General features: G+C 64.1%; 14 protein-coding genes. 7 read left to right on the top strand and 7 right to left on the bottom strand.

Annotation, left to right across the window (positions count from 1 at the left end; genetic code table 11):
* Window positions 1-103: 103 nt before the first annotated feature.
* From ACZYTC_RS06140 to cckA, 3 genes are all read right to left on the bottom strand, one after another.
* Window positions 104-997: an alpha/beta hydrolase gene (locus ACZYTC_RS06140; RefSeq protein ID WP_488989122.1), complete on the bottom strand. Its 894-nt coding sequence runs from the start codon at window positions 995-997 to the stop codon at window positions 104-106.
* Window positions 998-1,094: 97 nt separating this feature from the next.
* The gene (locus ACZYTC_RS06135) at window positions 1,095-1,979 is read right to left on the bottom strand and encodes an alpha/beta hydrolase (RefSeq protein WP_488989121.1); all 885 of its coding nucleotides are present in this window, start codon (window positions 1,977-1,979) and stop codon (window positions 1,095-1,097) included.
* Between the two features lie 129 nt (window positions 1,980-2,108).
* Window positions 2,109-4,667, bottom strand: coding sequence for a cell cycle histidine kinase CckA (cckA, locus tag ACZYTC_RS06130; protein WP_434956925.1), 2,559 nt, complete (start codon window positions 4,665-4,667; stop codon window positions 2,109-2,111).
* Window positions 4,668-5,054: 387 nt separating this feature from the next.
* On the opposite strand from cckA, the gene ACZYTC_RS06125 reads away from it, so the two are divergent.
* The 6 genes from ACZYTC_RS06125 (at window position 5,055) to folP (ending at window position 12,278) form a co-directional block, all read left to right on the top strand.
* On the top strand, window positions 5,055-6,428 hold the full coding sequence (locus ACZYTC_RS06125; RefSeq protein ID WP_488989120.1) for a hypothetical protein: 1,374 nt from the start codon (window positions 5,055-5,057) through the stop codon (window positions 6,426-6,428).
* Between the two features lie 296 nt (window positions 6,429-6,724).
* The gene (locus ACZYTC_RS06120; protein ID WP_488989119.1) at window positions 6,725-7,924 is read left to right on the top strand and encodes a benzoate/H(+) symporter BenE family transporter; all 1,200 of its coding nucleotides are present in this window, start codon (window positions 6,725-6,727) and stop codon (window positions 7,922-7,924) included.
* A 206-nt stretch (window positions 7,925-8,130) separates the two neighbouring features.
* On the top strand, window positions 8,131-9,501 hold the full coding sequence (gene pabB, locus ACZYTC_RS06115; protein ID WP_488989118.1) for an aminodeoxychorismate synthase component I: 1,371 nt from the start codon (window positions 8,131-8,133) through the stop codon (window positions 9,499-9,501).
* Window positions 9,498-10,064: an anthranilate synthase component II gene (locus ACZYTC_RS06110; protein WP_441773428.1), complete on the top strand. Its 567-nt coding sequence runs from the start codon at window positions 9,498-9,500 to the stop codon at window positions 10,062-10,064. Before pabB ends, ACZYTC_RS06110 begins: the two co-directional genes overlap by 4 nt.
* The gene (locus ACZYTC_RS06105) at window positions 10,061-10,972 is read left to right on the top strand and encodes an aminotransferase class IV (RefSeq protein WP_488989117.1); all 912 of its coding nucleotides are present in this window, start codon (window positions 10,061-10,063) and stop codon (window positions 10,970-10,972) included. Before ACZYTC_RS06110 ends, ACZYTC_RS06105 begins: the two co-directional genes overlap by 4 nt.
* A 10-nt stretch (window positions 10,973-10,982) precedes the next feature.
* The gene (folP, locus tag ACZYTC_RS06100; protein WP_434956931.1) at window positions 10,983-12,278 is read left to right on the top strand and encodes a dihydropteroate synthase; all 1,296 of its coding nucleotides are present in this window, start codon (window positions 10,983-10,985) and stop codon (window positions 12,276-12,278) included.
* An 8-nt stretch (window positions 12,279-12,286) separates the two neighbouring features.
* On the opposite strand, the gene ACZYTC_RS06095 is transcribed toward folP, so the two are convergent.
* A complete protein-coding gene (locus ACZYTC_RS06095) occupies window positions 12,287-13,036 on the bottom strand; it encodes a rhomboid family intramembrane serine protease (RefSeq protein WP_441773426.1) in 750 nt (249 codons plus the stop codon).
* A 490-nt stretch (window positions 13,037-13,526) separates the two neighbouring features.
* Here ACZYTC_RS06095 and ACZYTC_RS06090 point away from each other — a divergent pair, with 490 nt between their 5' ends.
* Window positions 13,527-14,102, top strand: coding sequence for a PAS domain-containing protein (locus tag ACZYTC_RS06090; RefSeq protein WP_434956933.1), 576 nt, complete (start codon window positions 13,527-13,529; stop codon window positions 14,100-14,102).
* Between the two features lie 71 nt (window positions 14,103-14,173).
* Here ACZYTC_RS06090 and ACZYTC_RS06085 read toward each other — a convergent pair whose 3' ends face one another.
* The 3 genes from ACZYTC_RS06085 to ACZYTC_RS06075 all read right to left on the bottom strand — a co-directional run bounded on the left by ACZYTC_RS06085 (window position 14,174) and on the right by ACZYTC_RS06075 (window position 15,811).
* Window positions 14,174-14,542 (bottom strand): hypothetical protein, encoded by a 369-nt coding sequence (locus ACZYTC_RS06085; RefSeq protein WP_434956934.1) that lies wholly within the window; start codon window positions 14,540-14,542, stop codon window positions 14,174-14,176.
* Window positions 14,543-14,747: 205 nt separating this feature from the next.
* Window positions 14,748-15,167 carry a DUF1489 family protein gene (locus tag ACZYTC_RS06080; RefSeq protein WP_434956935.1) on the bottom strand — a complete coding sequence of 140 codons (420 nt, stop codon included), beginning with the start codon at window positions 15,165-15,167 and terminating at the stop codon, window positions 14,748-14,750.
* Window positions 15,167-15,811, bottom strand: coding sequence for a glutathione S-transferase (locus ACZYTC_RS06075; protein ID WP_434956936.1), 645 nt, complete (start codon window positions 15,809-15,811; stop codon window positions 15,167-15,169). The genes ACZYTC_RS06080 and ACZYTC_RS06075 overlap by 1 nt, the downstream gene beginning before the upstream one ends.
* Between the last annotated feature and the right edge of the window lie 584 nt (window positions 15,812-16,395).

The following is a 16,395-nucleotide window of genomic DNA, read 5'->3' as shown; positions in this document are numbered from 1 at the left end:
GCTAGGCCGGCTGATGCGGCGATATCGACGACAGCCCGGCTGACGCAAGCCGATACTCGAACGACGATTAGCGCCAGTTCCTCGATCCGGCCTATCCTTCGACTTATTGTGGCAGAGCCAGCCTGCCCGATCCCAACGCCGAGGTAATGGCCCAGCCGAAACCCGCCAGAATGCTATTGCGATGGTTCTTGCCCGGCACCACCAGCGAGCGGATGCTCAGGCCCGGAAAGCCGCGTTCTCGCAGGCGCGCCTCGAATGCCTTCACGCCGCCAACCATATCCTTGGTATAGCCGCGCCGTCCCGCATCGTAGCGGGAGACTTCGTCGCCACCGACATACATCAGGACCTCTGCCTTCAAGTCGCTGTTGACCTTGGCATAATCGGCTTCGATCGCCAGGATGGCCTGATCGCCGAACCAGAAAGAGGGGCTGCCGAGCATATAGGTCGCGAACAGGTCGGGCTCCGTCAGCAGGATGCGCGTACCGAGCAGGCCGCCATAGGAATGGCCCCAGTAAAGGCGCCGGCCGGGATCGGCCCGATATTGCCGCTCGACATAGGGGATCACGGTCTGGCGCAGATAGAGCTGATAGGCGCTCGCCCCGCCATAGGCGGTGTCTCCGGGCTTGAGGGCAACCGGCGTGTAGTCGCGCTTGCGGCTCACCTCCAGATTTTCGCCCTTCGCATAGGAAAGACCGACGATGATGGGATCCTCCCGCAGGCTCCCTTCGCCGTAGAGTGCCCTCACCTCACAGGCCAGCGGCCTGACAGCACGGCCGCCATCGGCCAGATAGAGAACGGGATAGAGCTTGGCCGCGGCCGCGTCATAGCCGGAGGGCAGGCTGACCTCGATGTCATAGGATCGGCCCGAGACGGGATCGGGCACGGATTGGGTGAGGATGCCGCCGGGATCGCATGAGCGCCATTTTCCGGCCTTGCCTTCGGCGGCTTCGATGGGAGCGCTCAGGCAGGCGGCGATGAGGGCGGCCAAAGCGAGCACGAGAGCAAAACGTGATCTTCCTGAATCACATTTTCTCTTCAACCCATTGTTTTGGCGTCGTTTCACAGCCAGCCGCCCCTCCGTTTACCCGCGACGCTCATCCGCCGGCGAGTGCGGAGGTGATGGCCCAGGCAAAGCCCGGGGGAATGGTGGTGCGGTGGTTCTTGCCCGGCACCACGAGAGAGTGGATCGTCAGGCTTGGAAAACCGCGAGATTTCAAGAGCTTCTCGAACGTCCTGACATCGCCGACCATATCCTGGGTATCGCCGCGCCGGCCTGGATCGTAGCGGCTGATCTCGTCGCCGCCGACATAGATCAGGACATGGGCCTTCAGGTCGCGGTTCGCCCTGGTGTAGTCGGCCTCCATCGTCAGGATGGCGTGGTCGGCGAACCACAAGGACGGGCTGCCGAGAATATAGGAACGGAAGAGGCCGGGTTCGGTCAGCAGTATCCGAGCTCCGAGAAGCCCGCCATAGGAATGGCCCCAGAACAGGCGTCTTCTGGGGTCGATCCGATAAAGGCCCTCGATCACGGGCATGACGGTCTTGCCGAGATAGGCCTGAAAGGCCCCGGCTCCGCCATAACCAGGCTTGTCGGCAACCGGGGTGTAGTCGCGAGCCCGGCTTACCGCAAAGCCCTCGCCCTTGGCATAGGACAGGCCGACGAGGATAGGTTCTTCCGCCAGCTTGCCGTCGCGATGGAGCTTTCTGACCAGCCGGAGCGCCTCCTGGCGCCGCGGTTCCTTCGACAGGCAGGTTGCGGACGCGGCAAGGTGGCCGCCATCGGCATAATACAGCACCGGATAGCGCTTGGCGGGATTGGCCTGGTAATCCGACGGCAAGGTGACCTCGACATCATAGGATCGGCCCGAGACGGGATCGGCGATGGAACGGATCTGGGTGCCGCCTAGATCGCAACCCGTCGGGGTGCCGTCCCTGGCCTCGGCTGACATTGCGCCGAGCACCACCAGGCCGGCGGCCATCCAAATTCTTGCGTGATAAAACAATGACGCAATATCCAAAATTACAGTTCAAGCAATTGCTTAAGTCGTCATGAGGAGCTGGCCAGCTCGAACGCCGCGCATCGCCCGAAAACCGTTCCAGCCGCCAATCTACGGCTTCATATTGGACTTCACGGCCTCGACCAACTGCTTCATCGAGAAGGGCTTGGGCAGGAAGGCGAATTCCTCGCCCTCAGGCATGTTCTTGGCGAACGCCTCTTCGGCATAGCCGGAGACGAAGATGATCCGCGTCGTCGAATTGCGCTTGCGCATTTCCTTGAGCAGGGTCGGCCCATCCATTTCGGGCATCACCACGTCGGATACGACGAGATCGATCTCGTTCTCGCCTTCGTCGATGATCTGCAGGGCCTCGATGCCCGAACCGGCTTCGATGACCTCGAAGCCACGGGCCGTCAGGGTTCGGGCAGAGAGCGCCCGCAGGGCCTCCTCGTCCTCGACCAGCAGGATGCGGCCGCGCCCGGTGAGATCGGGCATGTCCTTGGTCTTGGCCGGTGTCGACCCAGCCTGGCCCGGCGGGGTGTCGGCCTCGACGCTGGCTGCCTTCGCCAACTCGATCATACGCGGCAGGAAGATCTGGAAGATCGTGCCCTTGCCCTCCACCGAGTGGACGAGGATGGAGCCGCCGGTCTGCTTGACGATGCCGTAGACGGTGGAAAGCCCGAGGCCGGTGCCCTTGCCGACATCCTTGGTGGTGAAAAAGGGCTCGAAGATCTTGTCCAGGACGGCCGGCGGAATGCCGCTGCCATTGTCCTCAACCTCGACGGTGACATAGTCGGCCGGCGGCAATTCGCTGCGATCGAGGGCGCTCGCCTCCGAGATCGGCACATTGCGCGTACGGATGATCACCTTGCCGCCATCGGCCATGGCATCGCGCGCATTGACGGTGAGGTTCATCACCACCTGTTCGAACTGGTTGACGTCCACTTTCACCGGCCAGAGATCGCGGCCATGCACGACCTCCAGCGCGACTTTCTCGCCGAGCAGGCGCCGCAGCAGCATCGACAGGTCCGACATCGCGTCATTGAGGTTCAGCACCTGCGGGCGCAGGGTCTGCCGGCGCGAGAACGCAAGCAACTGGCGCACCAGATTGGCGGCGCGGTTGGCGTTGCTCTTGATCGCCATGATGTCCTGGAAAGCGGGATCGCCGGGCTTGTGGCTGCCGAGCAGGGAATCGGCCGCCAGCATGATCACCCCGAGCACATTGTTGAAATCGTGCGCTACGCCGCCGGCAAGCTGGCCGACCGCATTCATCTTCTGGCTCTGGGTGAACTGCTCCTGCAGCGTGCGCTGCTCGGTGGTGTCGATCATATAGACGATCGCTGCTTCCTTCTCGTTCTCGCCGCGATCGACGGGCGCGAACCAGAAGCGGGCGGAGCGGCTGCCCTGTCCGGCCAGGGAAGCCTCGGCCGGTTCGATGTCGCCGCGGCCGGCCATGGCGAGACGGGTCAGTTTGCTCAAGCCCTCGCGGTCGCGCTCGACCACGGCCTCGAGCAGGGAATGGCCCGGTGCGTCGCCATTGAGGGACTCCTTGAACAGGCGCATGAAGGCCGCGTTGGTACGCACGATCCTGGCGTTTTCGTCAATGGTCGCAATAGCCAAAGGCGAGTTGTTGAAGAAGCGCGCAAAACGAACTTCCGCCGCTCGCAAGCCTTCTGAAACGTCGCCGCCCGGCCCGCGATAGATCACCAGGGTCCGCGAGGGGCCGGGCTGGCCATCGGCGGCGAAGGCGATCTTGTGGAACAGGCGCACGGGCATGATGGTGCCGTTGCGGCGCCTGAGATCGATGTCGAAGATCTCGGTGCGCACGCTGCCCGGCTCGCTGGCCTGCGTCACCACCAAAGCGCCGGCATTACCGGGCGCGATGTCGGCCAGAGTCAGGCCGCCTGTGCCGAACTGGGCGAGGTCATAGTCGAGCCAGCCGGCGAGCGTGGCGTTGAGATAAACGATCTCGCCCGAGGGATCGGCAGAGAAGAAGCCGGCCGGGGCGTGATCGAGATAGTCTATGGCGTGCTGCAGTTCCTGGAAGACGTTCTCCTGGCGCTCGCGCTCGCGCGTGATGTCGGCAACGGTCCACACCGTCTCCCCTGCACCGGAGGGGCGTGCGATCGGACGCACCCGCACGCGATACCAGGAGGCCGTTCCGGAAGGCGGCGCCGAGGCGATGCGAAATTCCTCGGCGAGGCGCTGCCCGGCCCGCGCAGCCTGCGCCAGGCGATAGGTCGCCTCCGAAACGTCGGGGTCCCCCGTGAAAGCCCGCTCCACCGTGCGGATGTCCTGCTCGCCCATGGCGCCGGTCAGCGTCAGATACGCTTCGTTGGCATAGATGATACGGCCATCCTTGTTGGTGACGAGGATGCCTTCCGGAGAATCGTCGGCGATCAGCTTGGTGAGGTCGTTGCGGGCGATCGAGCTCTGGCCGAAATGGGCGATCCCCATCGCCCAGGCGAACATCGCAATCATGCCGACGATGGCAAAGACGGCCAGGATGCCGAAACTGGCGACCTTGCCCCAGTCATAGGGCAGCAGCGACACCCCCACGGCGATGAGGATGATCACCGCGGCAAGCGCCAGCACCCAGAAGATGCCGCTGGGCCGCTCGCTGCGATCGACTGCGGCGCCGCGTGCCGCCGCCTCCTCGCCTTCAGCCATGTTCAACCCCACCGCGCATCGTCAAAGGGCGATTCGCTCCGGCGAACCGCATAATGGTCAGTTTGGCTTAGCAGTTCACATTTCAAAATGTGTTAACCTCGTTGACCAAAAATATCGTGGTCCCTTGCAGCGTTTTAGCTCCGTCCAAACGCATGCTCGACCATGGTATATCCTCAGCGAAACGGCTGAGAGGGAAGACAAATCCGCCCCTTTTGCGGCATTTCTCCGAATTTTTGGCCAATTCCAAGGGACAAGCCTTAGTTTTGCGACTTTGCTGTTGATTCTTGCACGTTAACCGTCTTCTAAGAAACCAGCCCGGAAAGAGTACTGGTCGTATCAGGCTGCCATCCCCTATCGGCACCGGACCAGATCTAAGGAAATGTATCGATGGATTCGTTGAACTCTTGGCTGCCCGCGCAGTTGTTCGCCTTGGCTGGCCTGCTGGTGGTGGGAGTCGTCCTGATGTTCATCTGGCGCACGCTCAACCGGCCCCAGCTCGGCGGTGGCGTCAAGGGCGGTCGGCAGTCGCGGCTCGGCGTGGTGGATTCCTATGGCGTCGGCGCCCGTCAGCTCGTGCTGGTTCGGCGTGACAATGTCGAACATCTGATCATGATCGGCGGCCCGAACGACGTGGTCGTCGAATCCAGCATTCTGCGCGCCCGTTCGGCCGGCCAGGCTCAGCGCCCGGCTTCGCCCGGTGCAGCAACGCCGCCGGTGCAGGAGCGGGCGACTGCCGTCGCGGCCCCACCGCGGCAGGTCGAGGAAGACTTCGCCCGTCCGACCCCGGTCGCGCCCCCGCCTGTCGCCAGGATCGATACGCCAACTCCGGCACCGACCACCACGCCGGCCAGCAGGACACCCGCTGCCCCTCCTACCCTGGCCGCTAGCACGACCCCGGCGCCTTCAACCACTTCCCCCGCGCGTTCGGGCGTGGTGCCCCCGCGCGAGCCCGGCTTCTTCCAGCGGGCCACTTCGCGTTTGCCGAATTTCGGCCGGGCCGCCGCTCCTGCAACGACGCCGACCCCGGCCGCACCTGCCGCACCGGTGACCGAAGAGCCGCGCGCCACGATCGATACCGCGCATTTCGAGGAGCTTCTAGCCGACGAGACGCCTACGACGACGCCGGCGCCCAAGCCAACGGTATCGGCCGCACAAACCACGCCAGCACCCAAGCCCAAGGCTGACCTTCACTTCGAAGTCGCGGAGGGGCTCGATCTCGAACCCGCGCCCGAAACGCAGGAGCCACCGCCTCCGACCACCACCGCACGCCTGACGCTGCCCGAGATCCGTCTGCCGGATCTGCGCTTGCCGGAATGGCGTCGCCCCGAGGCCACACCCGCTCCCACTCCTGCGCCGCGCCAGGCGTCGGAGCTTCGGGTCGAACCTCGTTTCTCCGCCGATCCGCGTCCGGCCAGCGAGCCGTCGCACGCTCCCGGTGGCCGCATCGAACCCTCGCTGGGAACGCCGGCGCCACGCGCCCAGGCCGAGCCGACGCGTACGGAACCCTTCCGGGTCGGCGAAAGACTGACGACGCCGACCCGCCCGGCCACCACACCGCCGGCGCCCACCTCGAGCACCCCGGCCGCACCGACCGCCACTGCGGCACCGACGCCGGCGCCAACACCGGCTCCCACACCAACGCCGCCTCCGGCTCCAACGACTACCCCGGCTCCAGCCGAGGTCGAAGACCCCTTCGCCAGCCTCGAGGAGGAAATGGCGAGTCTCCTGGGGCGAAGCCGAGACGACAGCAAGAAGTCCTGAACGGACAAGCAAGCAACGGGCGGATCTTCCGCCCGTTTTCTTTTGGTGCCCTGAACACGAACCGGACACGCGAAGAGGCTCGTCGATACGCGCGCCAATGGGCGGCCTATCTGGAGGCCGAGATTTGGATGTGCATGCCCGCGGAGAATACGGGCAGAGAAATCCTCACCTCCAGCTCAAACCGGCCTGGTTTGATCTCCCAATCCGTCTGACATATGGCTTGCACATTTCGTGTCGGGGCCCGAATAAAGCAGTCTCGTGCTACGTCCGTCTCAATAAATCTGGTTCCCCTCGCCATGCGTTCCTTCTTTGCAGACCTCAACGGCCAGTCGGCCGGCATGGGCGTGCTTACCGCTGTGGTCGGCTATACCAGTTCGGTGGCGGTGGTGATCAACGGCATGAGCGCCGTCGGTGCATCGCCAGGCCAGATCGCCTCGGGCCTTGCCACTTTGTGCGTCACCATGGGCCTGTGCGGTGCCGGCCTGAGCCTCATGACCCGCATGCCGATCTCGACGGCGTGGTCGACGCCCGGCATGGCGCTGCTGGCGAGCCTGACGGCGCCGGCCGGGGGCTATCCCGCGGCCGTGGGCGCCTTTCTGATCGTCGGCGTGCTGATCATGATCGCCGGCTTGTGGGCGCCACTCGGCAAGCTGATCACGCGCATTCCCCGTCCTATCGCGGGCGCGATGCTGGCCGGCATCCTGTTCAAGCTCTGCCTTGCCCCGATCGCCGCCCTTGGTCAGGTGCCCAAATTCGCCATACCCGTGGTGCTGACCTGGCTGGCTGTGGGTCGCTTCTACCGTCTGTGGGCTGCGCCCGCGGCGCTTGCTGTCGCCTTGGGCGCCATGGCGTTCGATGGCCAGGCGAGCACGCTGCCCCTGACTCTTCCGTCGCTTGAATTCGTTGCCCCAAGCTTCGATTGGCAAACTCTGATTTCGATCGGCCTGCCGCTCTTCGTCGTCACCATGGCCTCCCAGAACATTCCGGGCCTGACCGTGCTGGCGACCTATGGCTATCAGCCGCCGACAAGGCCGGCCTTCCTCGCGACCGGGGGCGTATCGGCGCTCTCCTCCCTGCTGGGTGCTCCCACCATCAACCTCGCAGCGATCACCGCCGCCCTCTGCGCCGGTCCCGATGCCCACCCCCAGCCCGAACGGCGCTATACCGCCGCGGTGGTGGCTGGGCTGTTCTATGCGGCGATCTTCTCGTTGCTGTCGGCGATCGCCACTGGCCTGGTCACGGCATCCTCACCGATCCTGATCGAAGCGGCGGCGGGACTGGCCCTGGTGAGCGCTTTCGGTGCTTCCCTGCTCGGCGCCGTGCAGGAGGAAAGCCAGCGCCTGCCGGCGCTTGCGACCTTCCTGGTCACCGCATCCGGCTTCAGTCTGTACGGCATCGGTGCCGCCTTCTGGGGCCTTTGTGCGGGGCTTGTCGTGACCATGCTCTATTCCACCGCAAACAGAGGCACGACAAAGGCAAAAAAAAGCGCTACATAGACATGCGATGTTCCACGTATCTCCACAGGGCTGAGAGATGCGGGACGCTTGGGCTCATCTTGTATGCAAGCCTCAGCGTGATGAGTTCCGGCCGGCTGACAGGGAAGCCGCCCGACGCTCCAATCGCCGAACATTGAAGCGGTCTGTCCGCATCACACGAGCTGGCCGGCATTTTTATGCCGCACCAGGATTGTGCTTGAGCTGCCATGATCATTGTTGAGATACCCTGGATCGATCCCCTAGAAGCCGCGGCCGCCATGGCCAGCCAGCCGCGACTGGCCCTGCTCGACAGCGCCATGCCGCATGCGACGCTCGGGCGATGGTCCTATCTGGCTGCCTCCCCCTTCGGCCGGTTCAAGGTCGTCGACGGCGTTGCGCGCTGGAACGATGCCGCCATCGACGGCAAGCCGATGGAGGCCTTACGCGATCTGCTGCGGCAGCATGCCCGCCCCGCTATGCCGGGGGCGCCTCCCTTCACAGGCGGTGCCATCGGCAATTTCGCCTATGAGGCAGGTCATCTGTTCGAGCGCTTCGGATCATCAGTTCCATCCGCCGCTCCGGGCACCCCGCAGATCGACTTGCCCTTCTATGATCGCCTCCTCGCCTTCGACACCATCGAGAAACGCGCTTTCGCCATTGCACCGGACTGGGCTTGCGCCGAACGGCTCGTCGAGGGCCTCCAGGCCCAGCCTCACCGGGCGTCGGCGCCGCGCGCACTGACCTGGCACGACAGCCGCAGCCGGAGCGAGTACGAGGCCGAGGTCGCCCGCGTGGTCGGCTATATCCGCGACGGCGACATATTCCAGGCCAATCTCTCCCATCGCTTCAGCGCAACGCCCCAGCACGGCGCCGACCCGCTGGCGACCTATCTCGCCTTGCGGCGGTCCAATCCGGCGCCATTCGCCGCCCTGCTGGTCGACGGTATCAACTTCATCGCCTCGACCTCGCCCGAGCGCTTTTTGCGTCTGAACACCGGCCAAGATGAAGGGTTGGTCGAAGCCAGGCCAATCAAGGGCACCAAGCGTCGCTGCACCCATCCCGCCATGGACATCGCCATCGCCCAGTCGCTCGCCCGCAGCGAGAAGGACCGGGCCGAGAACATCATGATCGTCGATCTCCTGCGCAACGACCTGTCACGCGTCTGCGAAGCCGGCAGCGTCGAGGTTCCGATGTTGTGTGGCGTCGAAACCTATGCCTCGGTTCACCACCTGACCTCGGCAGTGACGGGCCGCCTGAAGGCGGGGCTCGACGTCACCGACCTGATCGCGGCCACCTTCCCTGGCGGCTCGATCACAGGGGCGCCGAAGATTCGCGCCATGGAAATCATCGGCGAACTCGAGCGCGAGCCGCGCGGTGCCTATTGCGGTGCCATCGGCTGGATCGGCTTTGACGGCGCCGCCGATCTCAACATCGCCATCCGCACCCTCAGTTATGACGGCAAGGACCTCTCTGTACGGGCGGGCGGCGGCATCACGCTGCTCTCCGACCCCTTTGCCGAGTATGACGAGACGCTGGCCAAGGCCGAGCGGCTCATCGCGGCCTTCGAGGATGCCTCCCGCGCGGAGGAAGCGGCATGATCCTGATCGTCGACAATTACGATTCCTTCGTCTTCAACGTCTCCCGCTATTTCGAGGAGGCCGGTGCCAAGACTCATGTCGCCCGCAACGACGCCGTCTGCGCCGATGACGTCGTCAGCCTGGGTGCCAAGGCGCTGGTGTTCTCGCCGGGTCCCAAGGCACCGCGCGATGCTGGCGCTTCGCTCGACCTGATCAAGCTGTTTTCCGGCAGACTGCCCATTCTCGGCATCTGCCTCGGCCATCAATGCATCGGCGAGGTCTTTGGCGGGCGCACCGCCCATGCTCGCACTCCCATGCATGGCCGCGCCTCGCGCATCGAGCATCAGGGTGGCGGCCTGTTCGCCGGGCTGCCACGCCCCTTCGAGGCCGCGCGCTATCACTCGCTGATCGTCGAGATCGACGAGGACGGCCCGCTGGAGGTCACGGCCCGCAGCGACGAGGGAGAGATCATGGCACTCACCCATCGCCAGCACCCCACTTTCGGCGTGCAATTCCACCCCGAATCGATCCTGACGCCGCAAGGACATCAGATCATCCGCGCGTTCCTGGATCGCGTGCAGTGAGTTTCCTTCTTTATCGTCTCCTGGCGGACGGCACCGCCGACGCCCCCCAAATCGATGCCCGTCAACCCGACATTCCTTGGGTCAACGCCCTCGATCGTGGCTTCCAGCTCGGCGACGGCGTGTTCGACACCATGAGCTGCTTCAGGGGCCGTCCCTTCGCGGAAGAACGACACCGCGCCCGCCTCATCCAGCATGCGGCCGCCATCGGCATCGATGTCGATTCGGCCCGGTTGCAGGAGGCGCTCGCCGGCGTGCTGGATGAGCTGGGCGAACGCCATGCCATCGTGCGCACCACGGTGACGCGAGGACAGGCAGCCCGGGGCTTGTGGCCGCCACCGGGCAATCCACCCACCATCCTGGTGACGGCGCAGCCTTGGGGTCCGAGCCTCGTCGGCCAGCCCGCATGCCTGTGCGAGGCCGGGCTGCCGCGCAACCAGTTCTCGCCGCTCGCCCGCCTGAAATCCCTCAACTACCTCGAAAACATCCTCGCCGCCCGCCGGGCCACCGAGATCGGCGCCGACGATGCCCTGATCCGTAATCTCGACGGCAATGCCGTCTCAACCACCATCGCCAACCTCTTTGCCATCGTCGACGGCCGGTTCGTCACGCCCCCCTGCGCCGATGGCTGCCTCGACGGCGTCATGCGCGCCGTGCTGTTGGAAGAGGCGAAGGCCCTCGGCTTCGATATCAGCGAGACCAGTCTTACACCGCCCCTGCTCGACCAGGCCGAAGCGCTGTTTCTCACCAATTCCGTGCGCCTGGTCCGGCCCGTCATTGCGCTAGGCAAGCGGAGCTTGATCCCGCCCCCCCGCGCCGCCGAATCCATCAATCGCCTCTTCAACGCCCTCCTGGCCCGCATCGAATACGACATCGGCATGCGCCTCGAGGTTGCCCTTCCCATCCAGTGAGCAAAGTTCCATGATCTACGTTGCCCTCGGTGCCAATCTTCCGTCCTCCGAAGGAGCTCCCCGTGAGACCCTTCGCCGGGCAGTCTCTGCCCTGGCCGCCCGCGGATTGACGATTTCGGCGCGTTCACGCCTGTTCCTGACCGAACCCGTGCCCCGCTCGGACCAGCCCTGGTATGCGAACCAGGTCATCGCCGTCGACAGCGCCCTCCCGCCCCATCAGATTCTTTCCCTCTTGCTCGAGGTCGAATTGCAGTTCGGGCGTGAGCGCAGCGAACGTAATGCCGCACGCACGCTGGATCTCGATCTGATCGGCTATGGCAGCGAAGTCATCGACACGCCAGACCTAGTCGTGCCGCACCCGCGCATGCATGAACGCGCCTTCGTGCTCGCGCCGCTCGCCGACATCGCGCCAGGCTGGCGCCATCCCGTCAATGGCGAAACCGTGAGCCTGATGCTGGCGCGCAGCGATCGCGCCCATGTGCGTGCCCTCAGGACGGTGCCGCTGCTGATGGGGATCGTCAACGTCACGCCGGACTCATTCTCCGATGGCGGGCGCTACGACAGCGCCGAGACGGCCATCGATCATGCCCGCCAACTCATGGAGGAAGGTGCCGACATACTCGACATCGGCGGTGAGTCGACCCGTCCGGGCGCCGCCCCCGTCGACATCGAAACCGAGTGGCAGCGCGTTGGCCCGGTGATCTCAGCCCTGGCCGAGGAGGCCAGGCGACGCTACCGCCTGATCTCCGTCGATACCCGTCACGCCGAAATCATGGCCCGGGCGCTCGCAGCCGGCGCCACCATGATCAACGACGTCACCGCCCTGGACGATCCAGCCAGCCGCAGGGCCGTGGCTGGCCATGATGCACCCGTGGTGCTGATGCATATGCAGGGCGATCCGCAAAGCATGCAGGTCAACCCTGTTTATGCCGACGTGGTGAAGGATGTGTGCGCCGAACTGAGCTTCAAATGCGAGCGCGCCATCAAGGATGGCATCGCCGCATCGCGCCTGTGGCTCGACCCCGGCATCGGCTTCGGCAAGACAATGGAACACAATCTGGCCCTGCTCGACGCCACCCCGCAATTGCGTGCGCTCGGCTTCCCCGTGCTGATCGGAGCCTCACGCAAGATCTTCATCCGCGGCGTCGATCGCCATGGTCCGGCTTCGGAACGCGTAGCCGGATCGGTTGCCGCCGCTCTCTCTGCCGCCCAGCGCGGCGCCGACGCCGTACGCGTCCACGATGTCGCACAGACGCGCCAGGCCCTGGCTGTGTGGAGCGCCGTCGAGGGCCAGGCGATGAGCTGATCCGGGTTTCAGACGACCCGCCGCAACCGTGGCTGGCGGTCAAAGAAACGAAAGAGAAGCAGGCCGGCCAGGAAGCCGCCTATGTTGGCCGGCCAACCGGGCATCACCTGCGAAGTGGTTATAATCAGCGGGCTGACGGCGTTCCACGCCGTGATGAAGGCGAAGACGGCGAGCCAGATGCGCACATTCTGGTCCGCCAGAGCGTCCCGCAAGGTCCAGGCCGGCTTGCGAAATGCCGCACCGCCGGCGACCCGAAAAGCCGCCATGGCCGACCCGCCCTTGAACAGGAAATGGATGGAGGCTGCGAACAGGCCCGACAAGCCACCGCCTGCCCCAACCATGGCTGCTGCACTGCCCCAGTAGAACAGCAGGCAGGTGAACGAGCCTGCGACGGTACATAGCGCTGTAAAGGCCAGGAACCGCAAGGCTCCGAAGCGCCAGGCCACTGCTGCCCCAAGGATCAGCATGGCTGCGCCATTGATCATCAGCGTGCCAGGATCGGACTGAAGGAAGAAACAGGTCAGGAAGCCGGCAATATCGGCAAGGTGCCCCCCGGGCCAGGCAATGCTCTCTCCGATCGCGGGGTCGTAGCGCAGGGGGGTGAAGGCAAAGATGCCGACCAGCCAGGCGCTCCAACTGACGGGCATCACGGCCCGTGCAATGTGAACGGCGACGACGAGGCCGGTGAGCAGCAGGACGACCGCCGGCACGTTAAAGGCCGCTGGCGGATCGATATTGCCGCGCGATTTCAATGACAAAGAAGTGTCTCCTAAAGCAAGGAGGAAGCCATGACCATCCACCCCGCCTTTCTTAACATCGATTCGGCACCATTAACCTTTTGTTAACATTAATAATTCGTTTCCAGGCGGTAACCATCCTGCCCTCTGCCCCCCTCTCCCCCGCCAGTGCTATCGTCACCTCCTAGCCCGCCTATGACGGGCGGGAGCGACGTTCGAACGAAGGTCGTTCGCGATGATTGAAGCGAAGGCATGGGCCGATCCCAAATCGGAACATGCCAATAGCGTCCAGTGATCCGCAAGGAACCACAAAGACGCTCTAGCCAATTCGTCGGATTGGCTTGGAAACAAGGCGTCAGAGCAAACAAGCGTTCAGCCTTGAACGCGCTTTGCTCAAAGCGTTTTACGATTTGAAGGCAGTGCCAAAAATCGCAAAGACGCGTCGAAACAAAGAGTTAGAGCAAATAAGCGTTCAGGCATGAACGTGCTTTGCTCAAGGGGCGGCTGACCAATGAAGAATACGGCGACACGCGACCTCTATGGCTATTGGGATCAGTTGCGCGGTCAGCGGCCGGCCCCCGAACGCGTCGACATCGATCCGGCCGCCATCCGCCGGGTTCTCGGCGATACCTTCATCGTAGAGATCGACAAGAGCCGCAGCTTTCCTTTCCGCCTGGCCGGAACTCGCATGTGCGCCCTGCTGGGCCAGGAGTTGCGCGGCGCTTCGTTGCTGGACCGATGGGCCGATCCGGCTGCCTTGGCGGAGTTGGTGACGGCGGTATCCTTCGACCTCACGGCGCGGGTGATCACGCTGAGTGGCAGCACGCTGCAAGGCCATCGTCTCGACTTGGAATTGCTGCTTCTGCCGCTCCATCATCGCGGCAAGGCGAATTCGCGCATCCTCGGCAGCCTTACCCCGGGCGAAACACCCTATTGGATCGGCCTGCATCCCATTTCGCGTTTCGATATCGTCGCGGTGGAAGAAATCCCGGCGGCTTCCCGCGTCCAGCGTCGCTCAGCCTTGCCCAGCGGAGCCCGGCGCTATGGCCATCTCACCTTGGTCGAGGGTGGCAAGGCTACCGCCTGATCAGCAGAATATTTCTTGGTTCCGACGCGTTTTTTTACCGACAAGTCCATCAACTACTCTGGAAAAATGACTTAGTGCAGTCGATGGGCCTGATCGCGCAGGGAACCTGCCCGGCTGCAGCGAAGCAAGGCACCACCCACGCCATCATCGGACAGACGGTCGCGAATGGTGGTAAAACGATCCAGCTCGTGATGATAATCGTCGGCGAGGGCCTGCCAGTCCTCGACTTCTTCAACCTCGTCGAGCCGTGATGCAGCGAAGCGGTCCGCTGCGGCTGCCATATCGGCATAAGCCAAGGCCACAGGCGAAGTGCGGAACAACGTGGTTTCGTTCAGGGAAACTTCACCGGTATCGAGATCGCGAACCTGGACGAGAAAGCCGTCAGACTGCGCGATGACTTCGTAGCACCAGCCCTGCCCTTCTGTACTTGCGATCAACATGGCGTCCTCCATCCACTCAACTTACGGCCATGATGCCAGAGCGGTGAAACTTCGAAGTGCCATCCTGCACACGTCATGGTTAACGCTCGATAACGAATGACGGACAGGTAAGCGGCGATTACGTGCCATAATGACGCATGGTGTGTGACTATAGCGTGAACACGCCTTGCAGCTTTCTTGCAACCGGCCAAGATGGCCTTTCGGCTCACACGAGGCCGATGGTGCGCAGCTCGCGCTGGAGCTCGATGGGCAGGTCGGCATCGGCCGTGCCGGCCTTGGCAAGATCCGGCGGTGCATCGGTCGCGCTGAGATAGCGCCAGCCCTGGAAGGGACCGCGCGGACGGGGATCGACCGCGACGACCACCGGATCGAGCAGGATATCGCAACGCGAGATGCCGTCCTCGTCACGGCGCGCACGCAAATCGGTGATGCGCTGGCGGCAGGAGACGATACCCTTGATCACCCAATAGAGCGAGCCGCCACCGAGGATCGCCTCGCGGTTCTTCGGCATCATCCGGGTGGTGTGGATCTGCTCGCCCGCCAGGCGCAGGCGCAGGGCGATCCACTCCTCGAGGTCGGCGATCGATTCGGCGCCGACGCACAGCTTGATCAGATTAAGGCTCATCACACTGAATCAATATCGACGATCGTTTCGGTTTCTTCGAGCGCGGCCGCTTCCCATTCACGCCACATCGGCGTCGCCATCGCCGCATCCATATAGCGGCGCACCGCGGCCGGCACCTTGACGTCATAGGCGTGCAGGCGGTTCACCACCGGTGCCCACATGGCATCGGCATTGTTGAACTTCGCGCCGAACAGGAAATCGCCGCCACCGCCGAAGCGTGTACGGCAATCGATGATGAGATCGACCACCCTTTCCACACTCGCCTGGGTTTCGTCGTCGAGCGCGATCGCCCTCGGCCGGCGCTTGATATTCATCGGACAGTTGCGGCGCAGCGGCAGGAACCCGGCATGGATCTCAGCGCTGATGGCTCGGGCGTGAGCCCGGCTCTCGCGATCGTCAGGCCAGAGCTCCGGCGCGATCTCGGCCAGATATTCGAGGATGGCAATGGATTCGTGCACCATGATGTCGCCATGGATCAGAATGGGCACCTTGCCGGCTGCCGAGGTCGCCTTGATCATCGCCGACGTTTCGGGATGGCGCAGCCAGATGATCTGTTCCTCGAAGCTCAAACCGGCCGACTTTGCCGCGAGCCAGGGACGCATGGACCAGGAAGAATAATTCTTGTTGCCGATGATCAGTTTCAAGGGGCGTACTCCAGCACCGGCCGCACCATGCCGCCTCCTGCACGGGCGCGCAAACGGAGATTTGCCTCCGTCAACATGCCGTATGACTGCTCAGTTAAACGACCCTGGTGCCAAACATCCGGTTGCAAGCCGGCGGGAGCGCCTTCATTGTTCGATCCACGAACTGCAACGCATCTGAGAGTCGTACCCATGAAGAAAATGCTCGTGCTTGCCGGCCTGCTCACCCTCCCTCTCGCAAGCTGCGTCACGCCGGAGGGCGGTTACGCCGACCGCCCCTATTATAGCGACCCTGGCTATTACGGTGGCGGCTATTATGGCGATCATCGTCGCGACCGTCGCGATCGCTACCCGGGTCGCCCACGCCCCGGTCGGCCGATTCCTGGGGAACCAGGTCCCGGTACAGGCCCCGGCACGGGTCCGGGACCGACTCCAGGCGGTGATTTCAGCTGGCGGAACGCCCCCCCCGGCGGACGACCTCCGATCACCTCGAATGTTGGCGGTTCTCCCGGCTTGTCACGCCCTGGCTGGTCAGCACCCGCCCCTCGGGTCGAGAGCCCATCAGCGGCTCCTAGCGCGCCGCGGGT

It is taken from the genome of Labrys sp. F242 (assembly GCF_057813875.1).
The sequence above is the reverse complement of the archived record's forward strand: the minus strand, read 5'-3'. Positions and strand labels throughout refer to the sequence as shown.